The following is a 17,263-nucleotide window of genomic DNA, read 5'->3' as shown; positions in this document are numbered from 1 at the left end:
GAAATATTTCGAAACCTACAACTTATGACTTAAAGCCAGGATCGCCACCGTAAGAAAGACTGCCACCACGCCCAGCGCAAAGCCCCACAACCCCCACTTCCACCGCTGGCCGTCGTCTACAATAACTGGCGGTTCACCGACGTCGATAGCCTCGACTCGACGCTCAATCCGCGCGATAGCTACATCTGCTGCCGACTCGATCGATGCCGGTACATCCGGAATCCATTGGTAACCCTCGATGAACTGCGTCAAGCGCCGAGAAGATCCATTAACATCATAATCGGCGAGATTGCCAGCCGCCGTGCTCAGCATACCTGCGGTGTCCTGTAGGTGTTCCAGTTCCCTCGCCGCATGTGCCAGCAGGCCAACGCTGTCTTCAAAGTTTCCCAAGCGCTGAGCGGAAGCATGGAGGAGACCCGCAGTGTCCTGCAGGTGTGAGAGCCGATATGCGGCGTCACTCAGCAGTGCGATCGTTTCCGTGTCGAGGTATTGACTCTCGATTTTCTCGAACAAGGCACGAAGTAGCTCAGCTGCTGATTCACTGACATTCTTAAACTTTGTGATAGCACCATCAATCTCGACCTTCGTGTTCTGAGCTGCGGTTGTCAGCATAACGTTCAGTCGTTCTTCTGTCAGTCGATCAAGACCGTCGACCTTGGCTCGAATATCCCGTTCTGCCAGCTCTTTCCAATCAAGCAGTAGGTCAACCGTGTAGATACGCTCGTTAACCTTGTTGTCAACAAGCCGGTGGTGGCGTTGACACAAAAGTATGAGGTTCGGGAAGGCGTTCCGTTCTTCGGGTGTCATCGACGGTTGACCGGGAGGATCGTACCGTGGCCCATTGGGCTTCACGGCACGGATATGGGCTATCTGGACATTTTTGTCTGGATCATCGACGAATACGGTGACCGTGGGCTGTTGGCACTGTGGCTCGTAGCACGACACGCTCAGTGCGAAGAGCGCCGCCTTCGTTGCTTCGCTGTAGTTCCGGTTATCGCCCACGGCGCTGTCCTCCAGAGTTGATGGTTCGACGACGGGTACGGTAGCTGAAGCCTCTGACAATTCGGCTCCAGCAGCCAGCGCCGCTGCGCACACCCAGGACGACGGCGACCGGCACCTGCCTAGCCATTTGGCGGGCTGCCCCGCACCACTCATGGCCAGTCGCCATTGCCGTCGGCGAGCAAACTTGCCACCGGTCCGTCCGGCGCGCCACGGGCGGCGCTCCCCGAAGACGCTCGCGGTGAGCAGCGGCCATACCGGCAAAGTCGTCGTTAAAACGCCCGGGCAGCGCCAGAAGGCGCCTGACGACGCTGAGGCCAAGGCCAGGCCGAGGCGTCGTTAACGCACTGCGGGCCGGTGTCACGCAGCGCGGGATGTGCTGCCCGGCAAGATCAGACCACTGAGACGGCGTAACTGCCGATCCGACTTGATCTGCGCCGCGAGCCGCCGGGCCTGCCGTGCGTGATCGAGCGAAGCATCTCGGTCGTCGGCCGCCGCGTAGGCGAATGCCAAATCGACCAACATGCCAGTCCTGGCACGAACGAAGTCCGGCGGTAGGAGAGGCAACGCCGTGGTGAGTTGCTGGATCGCATCCGGCTCGCCGAGTTTGCTCAACGCGTTGCCGCGCCATCGGTCGAGGTGTGCTCCGCCTAGAAACAAGAACGGCAACGCCGGGTCCACGGGGTCGGTGGGCAGGTGGGTGCCCGCCGCGTCGAATGCCCGCAGCGCGTCGTCCCTCTGGCCCGCAGCCGCAAGCCCCTCCCCATGCGCTGCGGCCATCCATGCGCGCAGCACGGGCGGTGCCGTGCGGTCCGCAAGCGCACGTGCCTCCGCGAGTTGTCCGACTGCTGCTTGGACTTCGCCCAGGTCAATCAGGATGAACGCCTGCTGCGCGGTCGAATGCGCTAGCAGGATCGGCGACCCCTCTTCACGCGCGGCAGCCTTGGCTGTCTCGTGATGCTCCCACGATTGCCTGATGGCGTTGCGGTCGAGCGCTTCCCAGCCAGCCAGTGCCGATGCCTCAGTCAGGACGCCGGCCAATGCCTGGCGTTGGCCGTTCATCGTGCTGAAACCGAGCAAGCTTTGAAGCTGGTCGATGTTGCTGCGCAGCTGATCGAGCAATGACACGCCGCCAAGACGTCGGTCGACGTGCCGCGCCTGATCTACCTGCCGCTTGAAGACCTCGATGGTCTCGGAGTCAACGGAGCGGGCAAGCGCGAGCCGCGAGATCAGTTCGTCGGCTTCGTCGTTCGCTTCCTCCTCAGGGAAGCCGAGTTCTTCGCTGGTGCGGCCATAGATGTCACGGAAGAGCCGACGGTACGGCTGGCTGACCGCCTCTCGTCCGTTCTCCCAGCGCGAGAGCTTGGTCTTGAGGCTCGTTGCCGACATGACAGGCACCGCGAGCGTGTCGGCGCGGCGGAGCAGCATCCTGATGACCTCGTCGGCCTTGTAGCCGAGATGCTTGCGGACGGCCTGAAGGTTGGTCTCAGCCATTGGCGACTTCTCGCGGATAACGGCTCTGACCTGCGTAGTTAATTGAAGTTAATGGGATTGGGGTTAACCTCAGCCACCTGCGGAATGGTGCCTCGCTGCCGTTTCCTTGAGGCATGAACGCAAACGAAAACCACCTGGCGCTCCGGGTACGAGAGCATTCGACGCCGCGGAACATAGGACTCCTAGCGCCCGTCCGGCCGGCTCAGTACGTCGGCGATGTCGGCTCGCAGCGCGGCGAGCTGCTCAGTGATGTCGGACAGTCGGCGCTCGATCACGGCAAGCCGGGCCGACACGGCGTCTTCCATGTCCTCACGCGGCTGGCCTGGGGCCGGCGGTATGCGGCCGTGCAGCAGGGCGAGCAGGTGCTGCGGGTGCAAGCCGAGCGCCAAGGCCAGCGCTTCAAGCGTCCGGTCGCTGCGCTTGCGCTCCACGGTGTGGTTCTGGATTTCGCGGACGATCGCCTGAGAGACCTGCGAGCGTTCGGCGAGCTCGCGTTGCTTCCAGCCGAGCTCTTGGACGCGCTCGTTGATGGCCCTAGCGACCGCCGCCCAGTCTTCCGACACCCATTCCTCCGTGGTCCGCCTCAGCGCCGACATTAGTGCTTGACGGAGCCGACCGGCGCAGAGATCAACACTGCGTCGCGCGTTCGGACCATTCTCACGCCTATGTGCGACTAAATCAGCGCACATTCTTCGACTAAATCGTCGCTCTTGACTCAAAGGGACTAAATCCAATGACTAAGAAGACTCCTGACGCCGGTCGACCGGCGTTCTACACCCCGGCCGAAGCCGCGTGGATTCTCGGCGTCGACCGCAACGAAGTGCACCGCGCCATCCGAGTCGGCACGATCCGCGCGGAGCGTCGCCGCTCCCGGCTTGTCGTCGCCGCCGCCGAGTTGCGGCGCGTGCTCGACGGCGGTGCGCGATGACTGCCCACGACTACAAGGAGATGGCTGCTCAGCTCGACCGGTACGCGGACGTGCCGCGCGAGGTGCTGCATGAAGTAGTGGCCAGGGACGGCCTGTGCTTCTGGGCTTTCGACCGGGCCGAAATGCCGGAACTGTCCGGTGAGGACTCGCCGGACCGCGAGCTGGCAGCACTGCTGTGTGCCGGGTGCCCGGTGATCGACCACTGCAGGGAACTGGAGTTGCGGACGGCCGGGCCGGACACGGTCGGGGTGTGGGGTGCGCTGCCGGACACCGACCGGCGTGCGCTGTACCCGGTGTGGCTGCGTCGGCGCCACGGTGGTGAGGCGCGATGACCGTCAACCTCACGCCGACACAGCTCCTCGTCGGAATCGGAGTGCTGCTGGCTCTGTTCATGGTGTGGCGCTACAGCGCCAGGAAGGCCCGCCGGGCGGCCGACGCGGCGCGGGCGAGTGCCCGGGTGGTGTCGTTGGCCGGACGGGTGCTGTTCACGGGCGCCGGATTCATGGGCGTTCAGTGGCTGGTGATCACGCACGTGCACAACCCGACGTTGGCTTTGGTCGTCCTCGGAGTGCCGGACATGATCGCCGCGTTCGTCCTGACTCGTGTCCTCACGGTCACGTCGGTGGACAGCACGACACACCGCCGGGGTGGTGGTCGCCGATGACCACTAACCAGAACGAGACGAACCCCGGGCGGGCGCAGCGGCTGGCTGATAACGCGGCCGAGGCTGCCGACGTCCGCCGCTGGCAGACCCACCCGGACGTGGTGGCGCTGCGGGTGGAGCGGGTCCGGACGCAGGTGGACCGGTTGTGCTGGTCCGGGATTGTGCTCGGCTTGGCGTTCACCACGGCCAACGTGCAGTGGTTCGCTGCGTCCGGGGCTGCGTTCGGCTCGCTGCCGTGGCTGACGGCGTGGCTGCTGGACCCGACTGTGTGTCTGGTCCTGCTGGCCATCCTGCGGGCCGAACAAGTCACCGCCCGGTACCAGGTCCACACGGGAACGTGGGTGCGGACGGCGAAGTGGTTCACGTTGGCGGCGACGTACGTGATGAACACCTGGTCGTCGTGGGCGGCCGGTTCGCCGGCCGGGGTGGTTCTGCACTCGGTGCCGCCGCTGGTCGTGTTCGTCGCGGCCGAGGCGGTGACCGACCTGCGGGACAAGCTCACCGACGCGGTGGCAGTGGCGTTCATGAACGCCACCGACCAGGCCGAACCTCCCGCAGCGGCCCCGGTTCACGAACTGGCCGAACCGGTTCATGAACTGACCACCCCGGCACATGAACCGACCACGCAGCCAGCTGAGCTGACGGTGCCCGGTCGGGACTCGGCGGTGCCGAGTCCGGCCAAGCGAAAGCTGTTCGGCGACTACCTCACCGAAGCGCGGGAAGCGTGGACGCCTGGTGTGGAGATCAGTCCCGTGTGGGTGCGCGAAGCCACGGGGTGTTCGCGTGGCTTGTCCTCCCGCCTCGCTGGTGCATTGGCGGCCGAGGTCGGCAAGGGGGTGCGCGCCGATGACTGACCAGAATCGAGAGGAGCAGGGACACGCCGCGCTGGCCTGTTCCGACGTGCGGGACGTCGAACACGTTGGCCCCGTGCTCGACGGGGAGTTGATCGACGACACGTTGCCTCAGCCGCGCGAACGGACGGCGGCGCGCCCGTTGGCGTCGTGGTGGCAACGCTGCCTCCACGCGGCCGGGCGGGCGTGGCGGTCCGGCCCGGTGGTGCGGGCTCGGTCGCTAGCCGCCTACCGGGTGCGGAAGGGCCCGCACGACGCCGCCCGGCTGGTGTGGTTCGTGTTGCGCGGCAACTGGCGGTGGCTGGTCAAGTTCTGGAGCTGGGCCACGTACGCAGACTTGAGGGCAGACGCCCGACGCGCACGGCTCGTCGGGGATGCCGAGGCGCGGCGAGCCGCGCAGGAGCTGATCCGATCGGATGCCACGGCGCGGTGGGCCAAGTTCGGCATTGCCGTGCGCCGCTTGGTGATCACGACGCGAGTAGCCGCGCCGGTCGTGGCGGTGTTGTGGTTGCTCGACGCCGTGATGGACCGAGCGGACATGTGGCCGTGGCTGGCGGACGTCTACACGGGAGTCGATGCCGTGCGGTCGGCAATCACGGTGGTGGTGCCCCCGCTGCTGGTCGTGCTCCCCGTCGTGTGGGCCGTGGCGGCCGCGTTCGAGGGACGTGACCGCACACCAGGCGCTGGGTGGCTGGTCCGACCGGACCGCGACGACGCCGACTCGTGGATTGACGAACGGATGATCTCGAAGGCGTTGGCGCACTTGGGTATCAGTCCGCTGGACCGGTTCTACCGCGACGGCGGGGAGCTGGTCTACACGGTGGCTGCCCGTAAGGACGGTGACGGCACGTTCGCGCAGGTCAGATTGCCGTTGGGGGTAACCGCGGACATGGTCGCGGCGCGTCGGTCCAAACTCGCCGCGAACCTCGGGCGGGCGTCGCTGGAAACGTGGCCCGCCAAGGGAGACGAGGACGGAATCCTTGACCTGTGGGTCGCAGACAAGGGCGTTCTACGGGGCGGGGCCGGCCAATGGCCGTTGGTTCACGATGGACAGGTCGACGTGTTCGAGGGTGTCCCGTTCGGCTTGTCTCAACGCGGTCTGGTCATCAACGCCCCTTTGCTCGGGGTGAACTGGCTGATCGGTGGCCGCCCCGGGCAGGGGAAGTCGGCGGCGTTGCGGACACTGCTGCTTGGTGCCGCGCTCGACCCAACGGCTGAACTGTGGGCGTTCGTGATGGGTGAGTCGCCCGACTTCGAACCGTTCCGCCCGCGCCTGTCCCGCTACCGGATGGGCATGGACGACAGCGTGGCCGAGGCGGCCACGCAGGCGCTGGCGGACTTGCTGACCGAAATGGAACGACGCGGCAAGACACTAGGGGAGCAGCCGGGCCGCCCACCGAAGGTCTCCCGCAAGCTTGCCGACAAGCGTGCGCTCGGGCTGCACCCGTTGGTATGCGGGATCGACGAGTGCCACGAGCTGTTCCAACACCCCAGGTTCGGTAAGAAGGCCGCTGAACTGGCCGTGCGGCTGATCAAGCGGGGACGCAAGTACGGCATCGTGCTGCTGCTGGCCACCCAGTCACCGACGAAGGACAGCATCCCTCGGGAGATCACGCGCAACGTGTCGTGCGGTGTGGCGTTCTCGGTGGCCGATCAGGTCGCCAATGACGGGCTTCTCGGCTCGGGCAAGTACGCGGCCGGCATCCGCGCGACCGAGCTGCGGATCAACACCGACCGGGGAACCTGCGTCGCGGTCGGCATCACCGATGAGACGTTCGAGCTGGTGCGCACGTTCTACGTCCCGTTCGAGGACGAGGTCGACGACGTCACACCGGTGATCGCTCGGGCCGTGGCGGTGATCGAAGAGATTGGCCGCGTGGTCGAGTCCAGTGCACGGCCGGAGATTGTTGCAGTACCGATGGCTGACCACTTGGCCGATGTAGACATGGTGATGAACGGGGAGCGCCGAGTCCGGACCCAGGTGATCCTCGCGCGGCTGGCCCGGCACGATCCCGGCGAGTACGAGGGTTGGACGTTTCGGCGCTTCACGGCCGCGCTCGGTAAGTACGGGATCGCGCCCATCAAGTCCGACGGAAACAAGGTAGTCCGGGCAGAGGACGTAGCTGCTGCGCTCGCTGATAGGGATGGTGACAGCAGGGAGCCGGACAGGGATCCACCAGGGAGCCAGGGAGTTCTCCCCGGCGCGTCCCTGGCCCAAAGCTTTGGCGCTGACCAGGTCATACCTGACCCAGGGACCCCAGGAACCGCCCTCCGGCAAACCTCGAAATCGGGCCGAAAATCGGATGACCTCGGGACGGGTCAAGGTCCCTCGCTCACTCTTCGTCAGTCGGACGGGGAGAGGTGACCAGCCCTTTGCCCGACCACGCCAGCCATGTGCCACACGCGTCCGCTTACCAGCATCCGAAAGGCAGCGACCATAACCGTAGGGGCCACCATGAAGCAGCGCGCGACCACCGAACCGTTGATGGAGGAGCGAGCGATGTCGCCCGTTCAGGAGGAGACGATCGTGCCCACAATGAAGAGGGAGGAGAGCCGCCAGACATCGATCGGCCCCAGCGCACCCAACAGAGCGCCGCCTCCCGATGGCCCGCGCGGGCCGCAAACGCTTCGACGCCATCCAAGCGGGCCGATCTCTCGGCGACGCTCATGACTGGGCCAGACGGGGCACTGTGGGTTGCTATTGAGGGCTCGGATGTCGACGAGGTGGCCGCCAGAATCAGCGTGGCGTGTGATTTGCTGATCCGGCAGAAGTTGCCCTACGAGTGATGACAGCGCGCCCTCCGCCACGCGGCGGAGGGCGCGCTGTCAGTTGTTGCATCGACTACGGTCTGATTGGACTGTGCAATGCGCTCTGCCGGGAAGGAAACCATACTTTCCGAGGTTCGAGTCAGAATTCGACTGCCGACGCCGGCCGGGTCACTGATTTATGTACACATGCGGAAAGGCTAGCTTTGATCGGTGCATGAAGAAGCTAAATTCTGCAGACCTCGCAATACTATCAGACAAGGTCTCTTCACTTATTCCCGCCTCAAGTAAGAGAACGCATCGAAGAAGCCATCGAAGTGACTCAAGAATAGTTATCAATCCATCGATTGCATCAGAGTCAAGGAATCCACCCGTCCTATGCGCATACCCATTTCGGATAGTGGAAACCTCCTCGGCCCACTTGTTCGGTTTCCCGTATATAGCTGGTGCCACACGCTCAAGGCGTTTAGCCAGCGTCTTCAAACGTAAGGTGTAGCCGGGTTCCTCAAGGTGGCTCAATTTTCCGCGAACAATGTTCTTGACCTGATCGCCCATGTGGTCGACTGCGGCGCGCACTGCAGCCTCTACAGCCGAACATGTTTCCTGATCAAGCCGCACTTGGTCTGGGTATAGGCGCGCATGCAGACCTTCGGCCACAGTCGTCATCTCAAGGAGTTCAGTCTCGAGATTGACGCGCGCACCCCTCGATGCGAACCGTGCGACGACCGGCGGAAGAGGGCCAAGTCGATCAACGGTGTTCAGCCATGTGCCAATAGACGCTAGTCCAACCTGTCGAAAACTAAGGAACGCGTCTCCCCGTCTCAGTTCTGGCTCAGCGTGCACAAAGTAGTTCGAGCAAATAGGCATCCAGCCGTTCTCGTCATTCCTCACTTCGACGTCAATGACATCGTTGCTAGTGCCGGTACATAGTGAGATAAGCGTAGTAATGGGTGCTATCACGTTGACATCAACTTCTTGCCAGCACAAATTGCTGAGATGGTCGACCTGGGCCCATACCTTACGTTCAATCGACCCTCCGGTGGAGGTTGGCCCTCGCCTGACCATCGACTGTTCGAACGTTAGAGAAGAGCCGTTGACCAATGGAATGTCAGGAATATCGGGGAGTTTTAGCGAAATTCCGATGCTACCTTCCCCGTTGACGCGCGAAAATCCAATTAGGTCAGCCCATTGATCGAGATCTCTGGTGCGGAGTCTCACCCCCGTAAATTGCTGGCAGTTGGTGGATTCGCGAACATTGAACATTACGTACTTCGGCGCTAGTCGGTATTCCCTTGGCCTGTCTTCAAAAATGTTATACTGCTCATGAACGGTTATGCATTCAATGGCCACGACGGAGCCATTCTGATCGCCGAGAATTCCCTCCACGGTGATCGGAGTATTGTCAGTCGACGCCAAAGGGTCTTCAGTTACCCACTCCGCCGACGAGTCTCCCTGTCGAGAATTAAGGCGAGGCCTTAGATCGCGAAACAGCTGGATCTGCACCCCATCATCAGGCGTTCTAAATATTCGGCCCGGTGAACGGTCAGTACTTTGTCCTTGCAGCCAGAACAGTCCGTACAGATCAAAGGGTTGGTTTACTTCCAACTTGTGCAAAGTGTAGCGCCTCCACTCGAACCTATCGCTTGATGAGGTTATCCTAGTCGCACGGGGATCGTAACGCTGTAACACATGGCCGATCATTTCAGTGAAATCTCGCCATGCCACGGATTCACAGCTCGTTTGGCGCATAGCGACCGGGCAAGCCGCGTGGAGATTTGTTATCATTTGGATATGACATCCGAGGAGTCGCCTGAGATGGCGAACCAAGCATGCGCCGGCGCGCTTTCGTTACTGACATTGCCGTATGTATTTACGCAAGATAAGTTGCTGACCTCAGGTGACTTCATTAAAGCCGCGGAGGAGCGAGGGCACCGCCTGAGTCTTGATGACCTTCAGGCCTTGCATAGCCATAGATTGCTTTTACCTCTGTACCGGGTTAGTGACTGCCCCGTAGAAGGTCGCCGGGTCCCAATTGAACTATCCGGTGCAATGAACATCGACGTACGACGTCGGACTTTCGAAGCCGCTGTCAGTGGGAGACTCCGTGACTCCTCTCGGGAAGGTTACTCGATTGATTGGCCTTACAGGCGTCCAGAAGGTGAGAAGTCTCGGAACTGGTGGAACGGGTTCGTCTACTCCTCCTGGCAGGTGCTTAACATCGATTTCGCCTTGCAGAATTACGAGTTCATCAAACTTGGTTGGCCCTTGTCGCCGCAAGTTGCAAGGAATGCAGAAGGCCAGCGCAAAGTCGCACTTACGCTTTCTGCCCTCGCAACTCGGTACCTGCCTGGGGTTATAGGAAATCTGCATCTTCCTTCGGATGTGGACGAAAATAGGCTTCGGGCGTGGCGGGTCACTTCGGAAATTCCCGATCTGCTTGCGTTCGTCGGCGCGAATTCTTCAGAATTGGTCGCGGAAGCCGAACTATTTCTTCTGGAAACCCGTAGTGACCCGGCCGTCAAGTGGCTACCATTGATTAGGCACGCAAGCTATCAAGGCTGGTCGAAACTTCGGGGCGAGCCTCTCGACGCGATGTGGCGACGTGTCGCCGCAGAGCTGCTATTGGGTGCTTACGAAGAGCTCGCAGGTCAGGGAATCGTCGCCTCGCTGCCAGATCTTACCGGTGCAACCTGGCACTCACCTCAGCATGACCGACTGGCACCGCGCTACGAAGAAGCCGAGACATTAGAAGCAGCGCTCACGGACCTAGGCTTGTCACCTCATCCCAAAGTCCTGCTTCTAGTAGAGGGTGAGACTGAGCGTTACCATTTTCCGAAATTGTTGGCCGAATTTGGAATGGGACAACCCCAAGACATTCGTGTCCAACATGCGAAAGGCTCAAACGTTAACCCCCACCTCGTTGCACGGTATAACGTGGCTCCGCGGGTGGGTCGAAAACTGAACGAGGGGTGGCTTCTGGACTCTTCATCGACGGCCCTACTTGTCGTTATGGACCCTGAGAACAAGTTCAAGACCGTCGCAGATCGCGAAAATATCAGTAGAATCCTTAAAGATTCCATTCGCGAGGAGGTGCAGCTGCAAGAAGCTGAGATCAACGAGGATGAGCTCGACTTTCTAGTACGTGTGAGAGTTTGGGGCGACGACAAGTATGAGATCGCAAACTTCACTGACGACGAGCTTGTGGCCGCGATCACGCAACTCGCGAAGGAGCAACATAATGATCGTGTCGAACGTTCGTTTTGGGAGGACGAACTTCGCGCTGCTCTTGAGAATGCCCGCCGTCATCATAAAGATATTAAGGAGGTCTTTTGGCCGTTAAGAATCCGCGAGGACAAAGTTAATCTAGCAAAGCTGTTATGGCCAAGTCTGCGTGACAAGTGTGAGAAGGAGTATGTTGCGGGCAATATTGTGACTCCGGCCCTCAAAATCGTAATTGAAGCACGGGAAATTGTGGGGCGACTAAATGGAAGGTTCCTCATTGGGGGTCGATAATAAACCTGCTGAGATCATCAGCGGTTTCGAACTTCTTGTCGGAATTGGTGGCCTGCTTGCGCCATTGGGCTATTTCCGGCATTGCCACCTGCCAGCCGTCAGGGACGCGCCAGCCCGTCGACCATGTACCGTCCGACCGCTTTTGCGCTGCAAACGAGAATCCCAATTCGAGCCACCTCAGCCGACGGTCCGCCGGTGTCAGTCCTTGAAGCTCTTGCTGCCAGGTTCGTTCGGTCGGGACCCACTGCACGCCCCCGGGGTCAATGGGCAGTGCCCTTAGTGCGTCAATGTCGGCTAGAATCTTGTCTCCGTCGTCTTTGGCGCGGTGGCGCTCTTCCGGCGACTTGGCTCGTGCCACGTTTGACATAGCCTTGCCGTACTCACGTTCGAGCTTCGCGATCTCGTTCGCGTGGTTAGTCGGCGGTAGGACTACCCGTTCGCGAACCGGAACCATTGAGAAGATCTTGTAGAAGGCTTGTGTGGCTAGCGGTTCGACTTCTTCCGCGTGCATCGCCGGGCCGTGTTTACGTGTTGGGCACTGCCAGTAGTTGTACTCGTAAGCGGCCGAAGTTCCGTCTTTGCGTTTCCGATCATGGTGCGCGATTCGGTGCCAGAGCGGCTCGAAGCACTCCGCGCACACCAGAACTCCGGAGAACTCATAGGGCTGATTGCTTCCGCGTGATTTCCGACGTGATTTCTCGTCGAGCCGGGCGACTATCTCTGCCTGTTCGGCGGGCTCGAAGATCCCGAACTCGACCAAGTTTTGATGTATTAGCAGGCGGCGGAGTACGGTCGGATGCCATTCGTGACCCTTGAACTCGATTGTTGAAGGGTCGTCACCTCGTCGTTCTGCCCCTAGTTGTAGCTGCCTGTCGCGCGGGGCAACAACCTTGTTGTCGTTCAGCCATGCGCACAAATCGGTGAGGCTCTTGCCTTCTCGGGCCAGTTTCGAAAGCTTCTGAAGAACCTTGACTGCATACGGGTCGAGTCCAAGGATCCACCCGCCACCGGGCAGTTCCACCGGCATGGTGCCGTAGTGGTGGCCCTCGCCGCCCCAGCGGCCAGCCTCCTTGAGCGCAGCCTTTGCCGAGCGGAAACGCTCTCGCATGCGTTCTCGTTCCATACGGGCGAACGCAGCTATCAGCGTGATCAGGAACTCTGACATGGAGTTGCTTGAATCGATACCCTCTGCTATGCAGATCAGACGTTTTCCGCGTGCGCGCAACCAGCCCAGCAACGTCAGCGCGTCCATCACGTTGCGCACCAGGCGATCCAGCTTGGAGACAACAAGCGTCTTCCACGGCTTCGGCGGTGCGTCGGACAGCCAAGCCTTGAGGCCGTTTCGCTTGTAGGGCTCCAAGTCTCCGGAGACGTGCAGGTCTTCGACGGTCTCAACGATGGGAATTCCGTAGGCGTTTGTCCACCGGTGAGTCGTGTCCGTCTGAACCTCGCTCGACATGCTCTCATCCGAGAAGAACGACTGACGGATGTAGCAGACGGCCGCGTCGTCCTCGGGCGTGAACGGGACGACCGGCGGCCGTTCGCTGGCCTGCAACTTGTACCGGCGCTTCTTCTGGGGTGTCGGTGCGCTCATCTTCGGTATCCTCGCTGGTAGACGCCTTGATCGAGTGTAGTCAGTTGACGCGCTTCGACGACCACGAGGTGATGAACAACTGGAACTCCACCACGAGCCCGGCTTCGGCCGCCCGCAAGGGCTACGGATTCCAGGCGTTCTACGAGCACATGCCGATCCGGTCCACGGCCAAGCCCAGCGGGTCGTCGACCAGCTGTACCGCCAGTTCCTGTGGGGCGACCTCGCGCGCTTCCACATGATGGACACGCGCCAGTTCCGCAGCGCGCAGGTCACCGGCACGGCGTGCGGTCCGTACCGCGACACCTCGCGCACGATCACCGGCACGGCGCAGGAACAGTGGCTGCTCAAGGCGTTCGAGACGCACCCGGCGACGTGGGACTTTCTGGGCCAGCAGGTGTTCTTCGCCCAGCGTGACGGCGACGGCAATTCGACCACGTGCGAGAGCCCCGACTCGTGGGACGGCTACCAGGCTTCGCGCGATCGCATCACGCAAGGCTGGATCGACCGCAAGGTACCCAACCCGGTGGTGCTCACCGGCGACGTCCACCGCCACTGGGCGGCCGACCTGCGCAAGGACTACTTCGACCACGGCGACCCGATCGTCGGCTCGGAGCTGGTGACCACCTCGGTCACGTCCAACAGTGACGACGCCGCGCCGCCATCGGCCGCGTGGCTCGCGAACAACCCGCACATCAAGTACTGCAAGGGAGAACGCGGCTACGTGCGCGTCACCGCGACGCCGGCGCAGATGCTGGCCGACTTCGTGGTGGTGTCGGACACGAGCGTGAACGACCCGGCGAAGCTGTTGATCAAGACGGACAAGAGCTTCGTGGTCGGTGCGGGTTCGAAGGGGCTGCAGGCGGTGTGAGCAACCGACGGAAGTAGGTGGTGCTTCCCCGTTCGGCGTGCTCCGTGATACCGCGATGCGGAACTTTCGAATCGGACTTTTGTTCCATTAGGCGACATTCCACTCGGGACAGTGTGGACGAACCGGACTTCCTCCTTGTGTGCCAACGAAGATCGAGTGTGGCTTCGAGATAACGGTTCCGCACCGGCGGGCCGGACGCTTCCCCGGCGGCCGGTGCGGACCTAGTCTCGGGCCGGACGTCTGCGGCCTGGGGCCGCGATTCACGAGGGAGTTGCCTGTGCGAAGAAGTCTCACCGTGTTCCTTTCGCTGGCGATGGCGGGTGGCCTCGCGGCCGCCACGCCGGGGCTGGCGTCTGCGGCGTCGGCCCCGGGTCGGGCCGACATCCCCGCGTCGCACCCGCTCTGGGCGAACGCCGGGGCCAGGGTCGCGAACACCGCGCCGGCGTCCAAGCTGGACTTCCGGGTGTACCTGAACCTGCGTGACGAGGCCAGTGCCGAAGCTGTGGCGGCGGGCGTGTCCGACCCGCAGTCCAAGAGCTACCGGCAGTACCTGTCGCCGCAGCAGGTGCGCGACCGCTTCACCGCTTCGGACCAGACCGTGTCCGCGGTCAAGACGTGGCTGTCGGGCGCCGGGTTCCAGATCGGCGACGTGCCGTCGAACCGCGCGTACGTGGAGGCCGTCGGTACGGCGGACCAGGTGCAGAAGACGTTCGACGTCACGCTCGGCAAGTACGCCGTGAAGGGCCAGACGCTGCGGGCGGCGGACAAGAACCTGTCCGTGCCGGCAACGCTTGCTTCCTCCGTGCTGGGTGTCGTGGGCATCGACCAGGCGACGAGCCTGCTGGAGCCGGACCACACTTCGGGTGCCGACACCGCTTCCGCGAAGTCTTCCGGTCCGGCGACCGCGCCTCCCGGCGCCGGTTTCCGCAACTCGGGCCCGTGCAGCGACTACTACGGCCAGAAGACCGACACGACCGACCCGGCGTACAACGGCAAGCAGCTGCCGTACGCGCCGTGCGGCTACAAGCCGGCGCAGCTGCGTTCGGCGTACGGCCTCGACCAGGCCGCCAAGCTCGGCGCCGACGGCCGCGGCACCACGATCGCGATCGTGGACGCCTTCGCCTCGCCGACCATCTACGCCGACGCGTCGGAGTACGCCAAGCGCAACGACCCGGCGCACCCGCTGACAAAGGCGCAGTTCAGCCAGCACGTCTTCCCGGTCAACCCGGCCGACGAGGGCCCGGACCAGTGCGACGCCTCGGGCTGGTACGGCGAGGAGACCCTCGACGTCGAAGCCGCCCACGGCCTCGCGCCGGGTGCGAACATCCTCTACGTCGGCGGTTCCGACTGTGAGGACCTCTCGCTCGACACCGCGCTGAACTACATCATCGCCGGCCACAAGGCCGACATCGTGTCGAACTCCTACGGCGACACCGGCGAGGACCTGCCGGCCGACGAGATCAAGGCGTTCAACCAGATCGCCGTGCAGGCCGCGCTCGAGGGCATCGGCGTGTACTTCTCCTCCGGCGACAACGGTGACGAGGTCGCGCGCCTCGGCACGCCTTCGCCGGACTTCGCGGCTTCCTCGCCGTGGGTCACCGCCGTCGGCGGCACCTCGCTGGCGGTCGACGCCTCCGGCAAGCGGACCTTCGAGACCGGCTGGGAGACGGGCAAGTCCACGCTCACCGCGGGTGCCTACACCCCGTCCTTCCCGGGCGCCTTCAACGGCGGCGCGGGCGGCGGCACCAGCCGCGTGTTCCCGCAGCCGGCGTACCAGAAGGGCATTGTGCCGGACGCGCTGTCCACGAAGAACCAGAAGGGCAAGGCCAAGGGCCGCGTCGTCCCGGACATCTCCGCGGTCGCCGACCCCAACACCGGCATGCTCGTGGGCCAGACCCAGCGCTTCCCCGACGGCGACTACTACGACCAGTACCGCATCGGCGGCACCAGCCTGGCGTCCCCGGTCTTCGCGGGCGTGATGGCCGTGGCCGACAGCCTGGACCACTTCCACCACGGCTTCATCAACCCGGCGCTCTACCAGCTCACGTCACGCACCGGCACGATCTACGACGTGAAACACGTGGACGCCGCCGTGCAGCGCGTGGACTTCGCCAACAGCGTCGACGCGTCGGACGGTCTGCTGACCTCCGCCCGCACGCTCGACTACCCCAACCTGACGATCCACACCACCAAGGGCTACGACGACGTCACCGGCCTGGGCTCGCCGAACGGCTTGCCGTTCTTGTTGCTCGTGTGATCCGCTACTGAGGGTCGGTGCAGGCCCCCGCTTTGCCGCGTTTCGGCAGGGTGGGGGCCTGCGTCGTTTTCGGGGGACTTCAGGCGCCGCCCGAACCCGCCTCCACCGGTGTGTGGCGCATCTTCCGCACCGCCGGCGACAACAACGGCACCAACGCCGCCACCGCCAGCACCACCCCACCGGCCGTGGCAACGGGCCCGGTGCCGAACGCCGACGCCAACGGCCCTGCCGACAGCTGCCCGATCGGAATCCCCACGTACGACCCGAAGTCGTCATACGCGGCCATCCGCGAGAGCAGGTGCTCGGGGACGTTCTCCTGCACCGTCGTATCCCAGGCCACGTTCGCGACCCCACCCCCGAGCCCCGCCACCAAAGCCGCGCCCGCCAGGGCCACGAACCCCGGCTGCAAGCCGAGCACGATCAGCGGCGCGGCCGACAACGCGGCGCACACCTGCCCCAAGGTCAGCAGCCGGCGAGCCGCCACCCGGTACATGACCACACCCGTGATCAGCACCCCGCGGCCCGTACGCTCAGCACCGCACCCCACGACGCCTCGCCGATGGTGGCGCGCGCGATGGTCGGCCCGAGGACCTGCCAGACGCCGGTTTGCGCGATGTTGACGACCGTGAACGCGGCCACGATCTGCCACAGCCACGTGATCCGCCGGAACGCGTGCCAGCCCTCGCGGATGCCCGGCAAGACGCCCGCCCGTGACGAGCCGGCGACCGGGGGCAGGCGGAGAAAGCTGAACACCAGGCCGGCCACCACGAACGACAAGCCGTCCGCCGCGATGGCCCAGCCGCCGCCGACGGTGGCCACGAGGACACCCGCGACGGAAGGCCCCGCCACCTTCGAGATGTTGCGCGCCGAGGACAACAGCGAGTTCGCCTGACGCAACAACCCCCGGTCGACCAGCTGCGGCACGATCCCGCGCAGGGCCGGCGTGGTGAACGCCGTGAGCACCCCGTTGGCGAACTCCGTGCACACCAGGAACGGCAGCGAGTAGTTCCCCGTCAGCAGCACCCCCGCCGCCACGAGCTGGGTCGCGCCGCTGCCCAGGTTGGCGAGGCGCAGCACCAGGTCACGCGGGAAGCGGTCGGCCACCGAGCCGCCGACCAGCAGCAACGCGAGCAATGGCACCATGTTCGACGCCAGCACGATGCCGAGGTCCCCGGAGTCCGGGCTGGCGTCGAGCACCGCGAACGCGAGTGCCACCGGCGTCATCGAGCTGCCGAGCAACGACACCATCCGCGCGCCGAAGAACACGGCGAAGCGCCGCGACGCCAGAACCCCCATTCGATCATCGTGCCAGCGGGGACGGAGGCCGTC

Annotated in this window: 14 protein-coding genes and 1 pseudogene; 8 read left to right on the top strand and 7 right to left on the bottom strand. The window is 63.5% G+C overall.

Going from position 1 to position 17,263, the window contains the following annotated elements; all coding sequences use genetic code 11:
- Window positions 1-15: 15 nt before the first annotated feature.
- The 3 genes from AB0383_RS35385 to AB0383_RS35375 all read right to left on the bottom strand — a co-directional run bounded on the left by AB0383_RS35385 (window position 16) and on the right by AB0383_RS35375 (window position 3,056).
- Window positions 16-1,002 (bottom strand): hypothetical protein, encoded by a 987-nt coding sequence (locus AB0383_RS35385; protein ID WP_366189611.1) that lies wholly within the window; start codon window positions 1,000-1,002, stop codon window positions 16-18.
- A gap of 357 nt (window positions 1,003-1,359) precedes the next feature.
- Window positions 1,360-2,493 carry a tetratricopeptide repeat protein gene (locus AB0383_RS35380; protein ID WP_366189610.1) on the bottom strand — a complete coding sequence of 378 codons (1,134 nt, stop codon included), beginning with the start codon at window positions 2,491-2,493 and terminating at the stop codon, window positions 1,360-1,362.
- 182 nt (window positions 2,494-2,675) lie between these two features.
- The gene (locus tag AB0383_RS35375; protein ID WP_366189609.1) at window positions 2,676-3,056 is read right to left on the bottom strand and encodes an XRE family transcriptional regulator; all 381 of its coding nucleotides are present in this window, start codon (window positions 3,054-3,056) and stop codon (window positions 2,676-2,678) included.
- A 170-nt stretch (window positions 3,057-3,226) separates the two neighbouring features.
- Between AB0383_RS35375 and AB0383_RS35370 the strand changes: the two genes are divergently transcribed.
- Genes AB0383_RS35370 through AB0383_RS35350 form a run of 5 tightly spaced genes read left to right on the top strand, consistent with a single transcriptional unit; the run spans window position 3,227 to window position 7,301 of the window.
- The gene (locus AB0383_RS35370; RefSeq protein WP_366189608.1) at window positions 3,227-3,421 is read left to right on the top strand and encodes a helix-turn-helix domain-containing protein; all 195 of its coding nucleotides are present in this window, start codon (window positions 3,227-3,229) and stop codon (window positions 3,419-3,421) included.
- Complete coding sequence (locus AB0383_RS35365) at window positions 3,418-3,753, top strand: WhiB family transcriptional regulator (protein WP_366189607.1); 336 nt, start codon at window positions 3,418-3,420, stop codon at window positions 3,751-3,753. Before AB0383_RS35370 ends, AB0383_RS35365 begins: the two co-directional genes overlap by 4 nt.
- On the top strand, window positions 3,750-4,085 hold the full coding sequence (locus AB0383_RS35360) for a hypothetical protein (RefSeq protein WP_366189606.1): 336 nt from the start codon (window positions 3,750-3,752) through the stop codon (window positions 4,083-4,085). The genes AB0383_RS35365 and AB0383_RS35360 overlap by 4 nt, the downstream gene beginning before the upstream one ends.
- On the top strand, window positions 4,082-4,939 hold the full coding sequence (locus AB0383_RS35355) for a hypothetical protein (RefSeq protein WP_366189605.1): 858 nt from the start codon (window positions 4,082-4,084) through the stop codon (window positions 4,937-4,939). Before AB0383_RS35360 ends, AB0383_RS35355 begins: the two co-directional genes overlap by 4 nt.
- Window positions 4,932-7,301: an FtsK/SpoIIIE domain-containing protein gene (locus tag AB0383_RS35350; RefSeq protein ID WP_366189604.1), complete on the top strand. Its 2,370-nt coding sequence runs from the start codon at window positions 4,932-4,934 to the stop codon at window positions 7,299-7,301. Before AB0383_RS35355 ends, AB0383_RS35350 begins: the two co-directional genes overlap by 8 nt.
- 572 nt (window positions 7,302-7,873) lie before the next feature.
- Here AB0383_RS35350 and AB0383_RS35345 read toward each other — a convergent pair.
- A complete protein-coding gene (locus AB0383_RS35345; RefSeq protein WP_366189603.1) occupies window positions 7,874-9,403 on the bottom strand; it encodes a HEPN domain-containing protein in 1,530 nt (509 codons plus the stop codon).
- Between AB0383_RS35345 and AB0383_RS35340 the strand changes: the two genes are divergently transcribed.
- Window positions 9,392-11,215, top strand: a complete 1,824-nt coding sequence (locus tag AB0383_RS35340) for a hypothetical protein (RefSeq protein WP_366189602.1) — start codon at window positions 9,392-9,394, stop codon at window positions 11,213-11,215. The two genes, AB0383_RS35345 and AB0383_RS35340, sit on opposite strands and share 12 nt — an antisense overlap.
- Here AB0383_RS35340 and AB0383_RS35335 read toward each other — a convergent pair.
- Window positions 11,199-12,809: a recombinase family protein gene (locus tag AB0383_RS35335; protein WP_366189601.1), complete on the bottom strand. Its 1,611-nt coding sequence runs from the start codon at window positions 12,807-12,809 to the stop codon at window positions 11,199-11,201. The genes AB0383_RS35340 and AB0383_RS35335 overlap by 17 nt on opposite strands.
- A 53-nt stretch (window positions 12,810-12,862) precedes the next feature.
- Between AB0383_RS35335 and AB0383_RS35330 the strand changes: the two are divergent.
- A pseudogene (locus AB0383_RS35330) lies at window positions 12,863-13,677 on the top strand (alkaline phosphatase D family protein); the annotation flags it as partial.
- Window positions 13,678-13,954: 277 nt separating this feature from the next.
- Window positions 13,955-15,934, top strand: a complete 1,980-nt coding sequence (locus tag AB0383_RS35325; RefSeq protein WP_364186301.1) for a S53 family peptidase — start codon at window positions 13,955-13,957, stop codon at window positions 15,932-15,934.
- A gap of 79 nt (window positions 15,935-16,013) precedes the next feature.
- Here AB0383_RS35325 and AB0383_RS35320 read toward each other — a convergent pair whose 3' ends face one another.
- Both AB0383_RS35320 and AB0383_RS35315 read right to left on the bottom strand, forming a co-directional pair.
- Window positions 16,014-16,448: a hypothetical protein gene (locus AB0383_RS35320; protein WP_366189600.1), complete on the bottom strand. Its 435-nt coding sequence runs from the start codon at window positions 16,446-16,448 to the stop codon at window positions 16,014-16,016.
- Window positions 16,442-17,230 carry an MFS transporter gene (locus tag AB0383_RS35315; protein WP_366189599.1) on the bottom strand — a complete coding sequence of 263 codons (789 nt, stop codon included), beginning with the start codon at window positions 17,228-17,230 and terminating at the stop codon, window positions 16,442-16,444. Before AB0383_RS35315 ends, AB0383_RS35320 begins: the two co-directional genes overlap by 7 nt.
- Window positions 17,231-17,263: the final 33 nt, after the last annotated feature.

The organism is Amycolatopsis sp. NPDC051373, assembly GCF_040689465.1.
Taxonomy (GTDB): Bacteria; Actinomycetota; Actinomycetes; order Mycobacteriales; family Pseudonocardiaceae; genus Amycolatopsis.
This window is presented reverse-complemented; position numbering and strand designations above follow the sequence as displayed.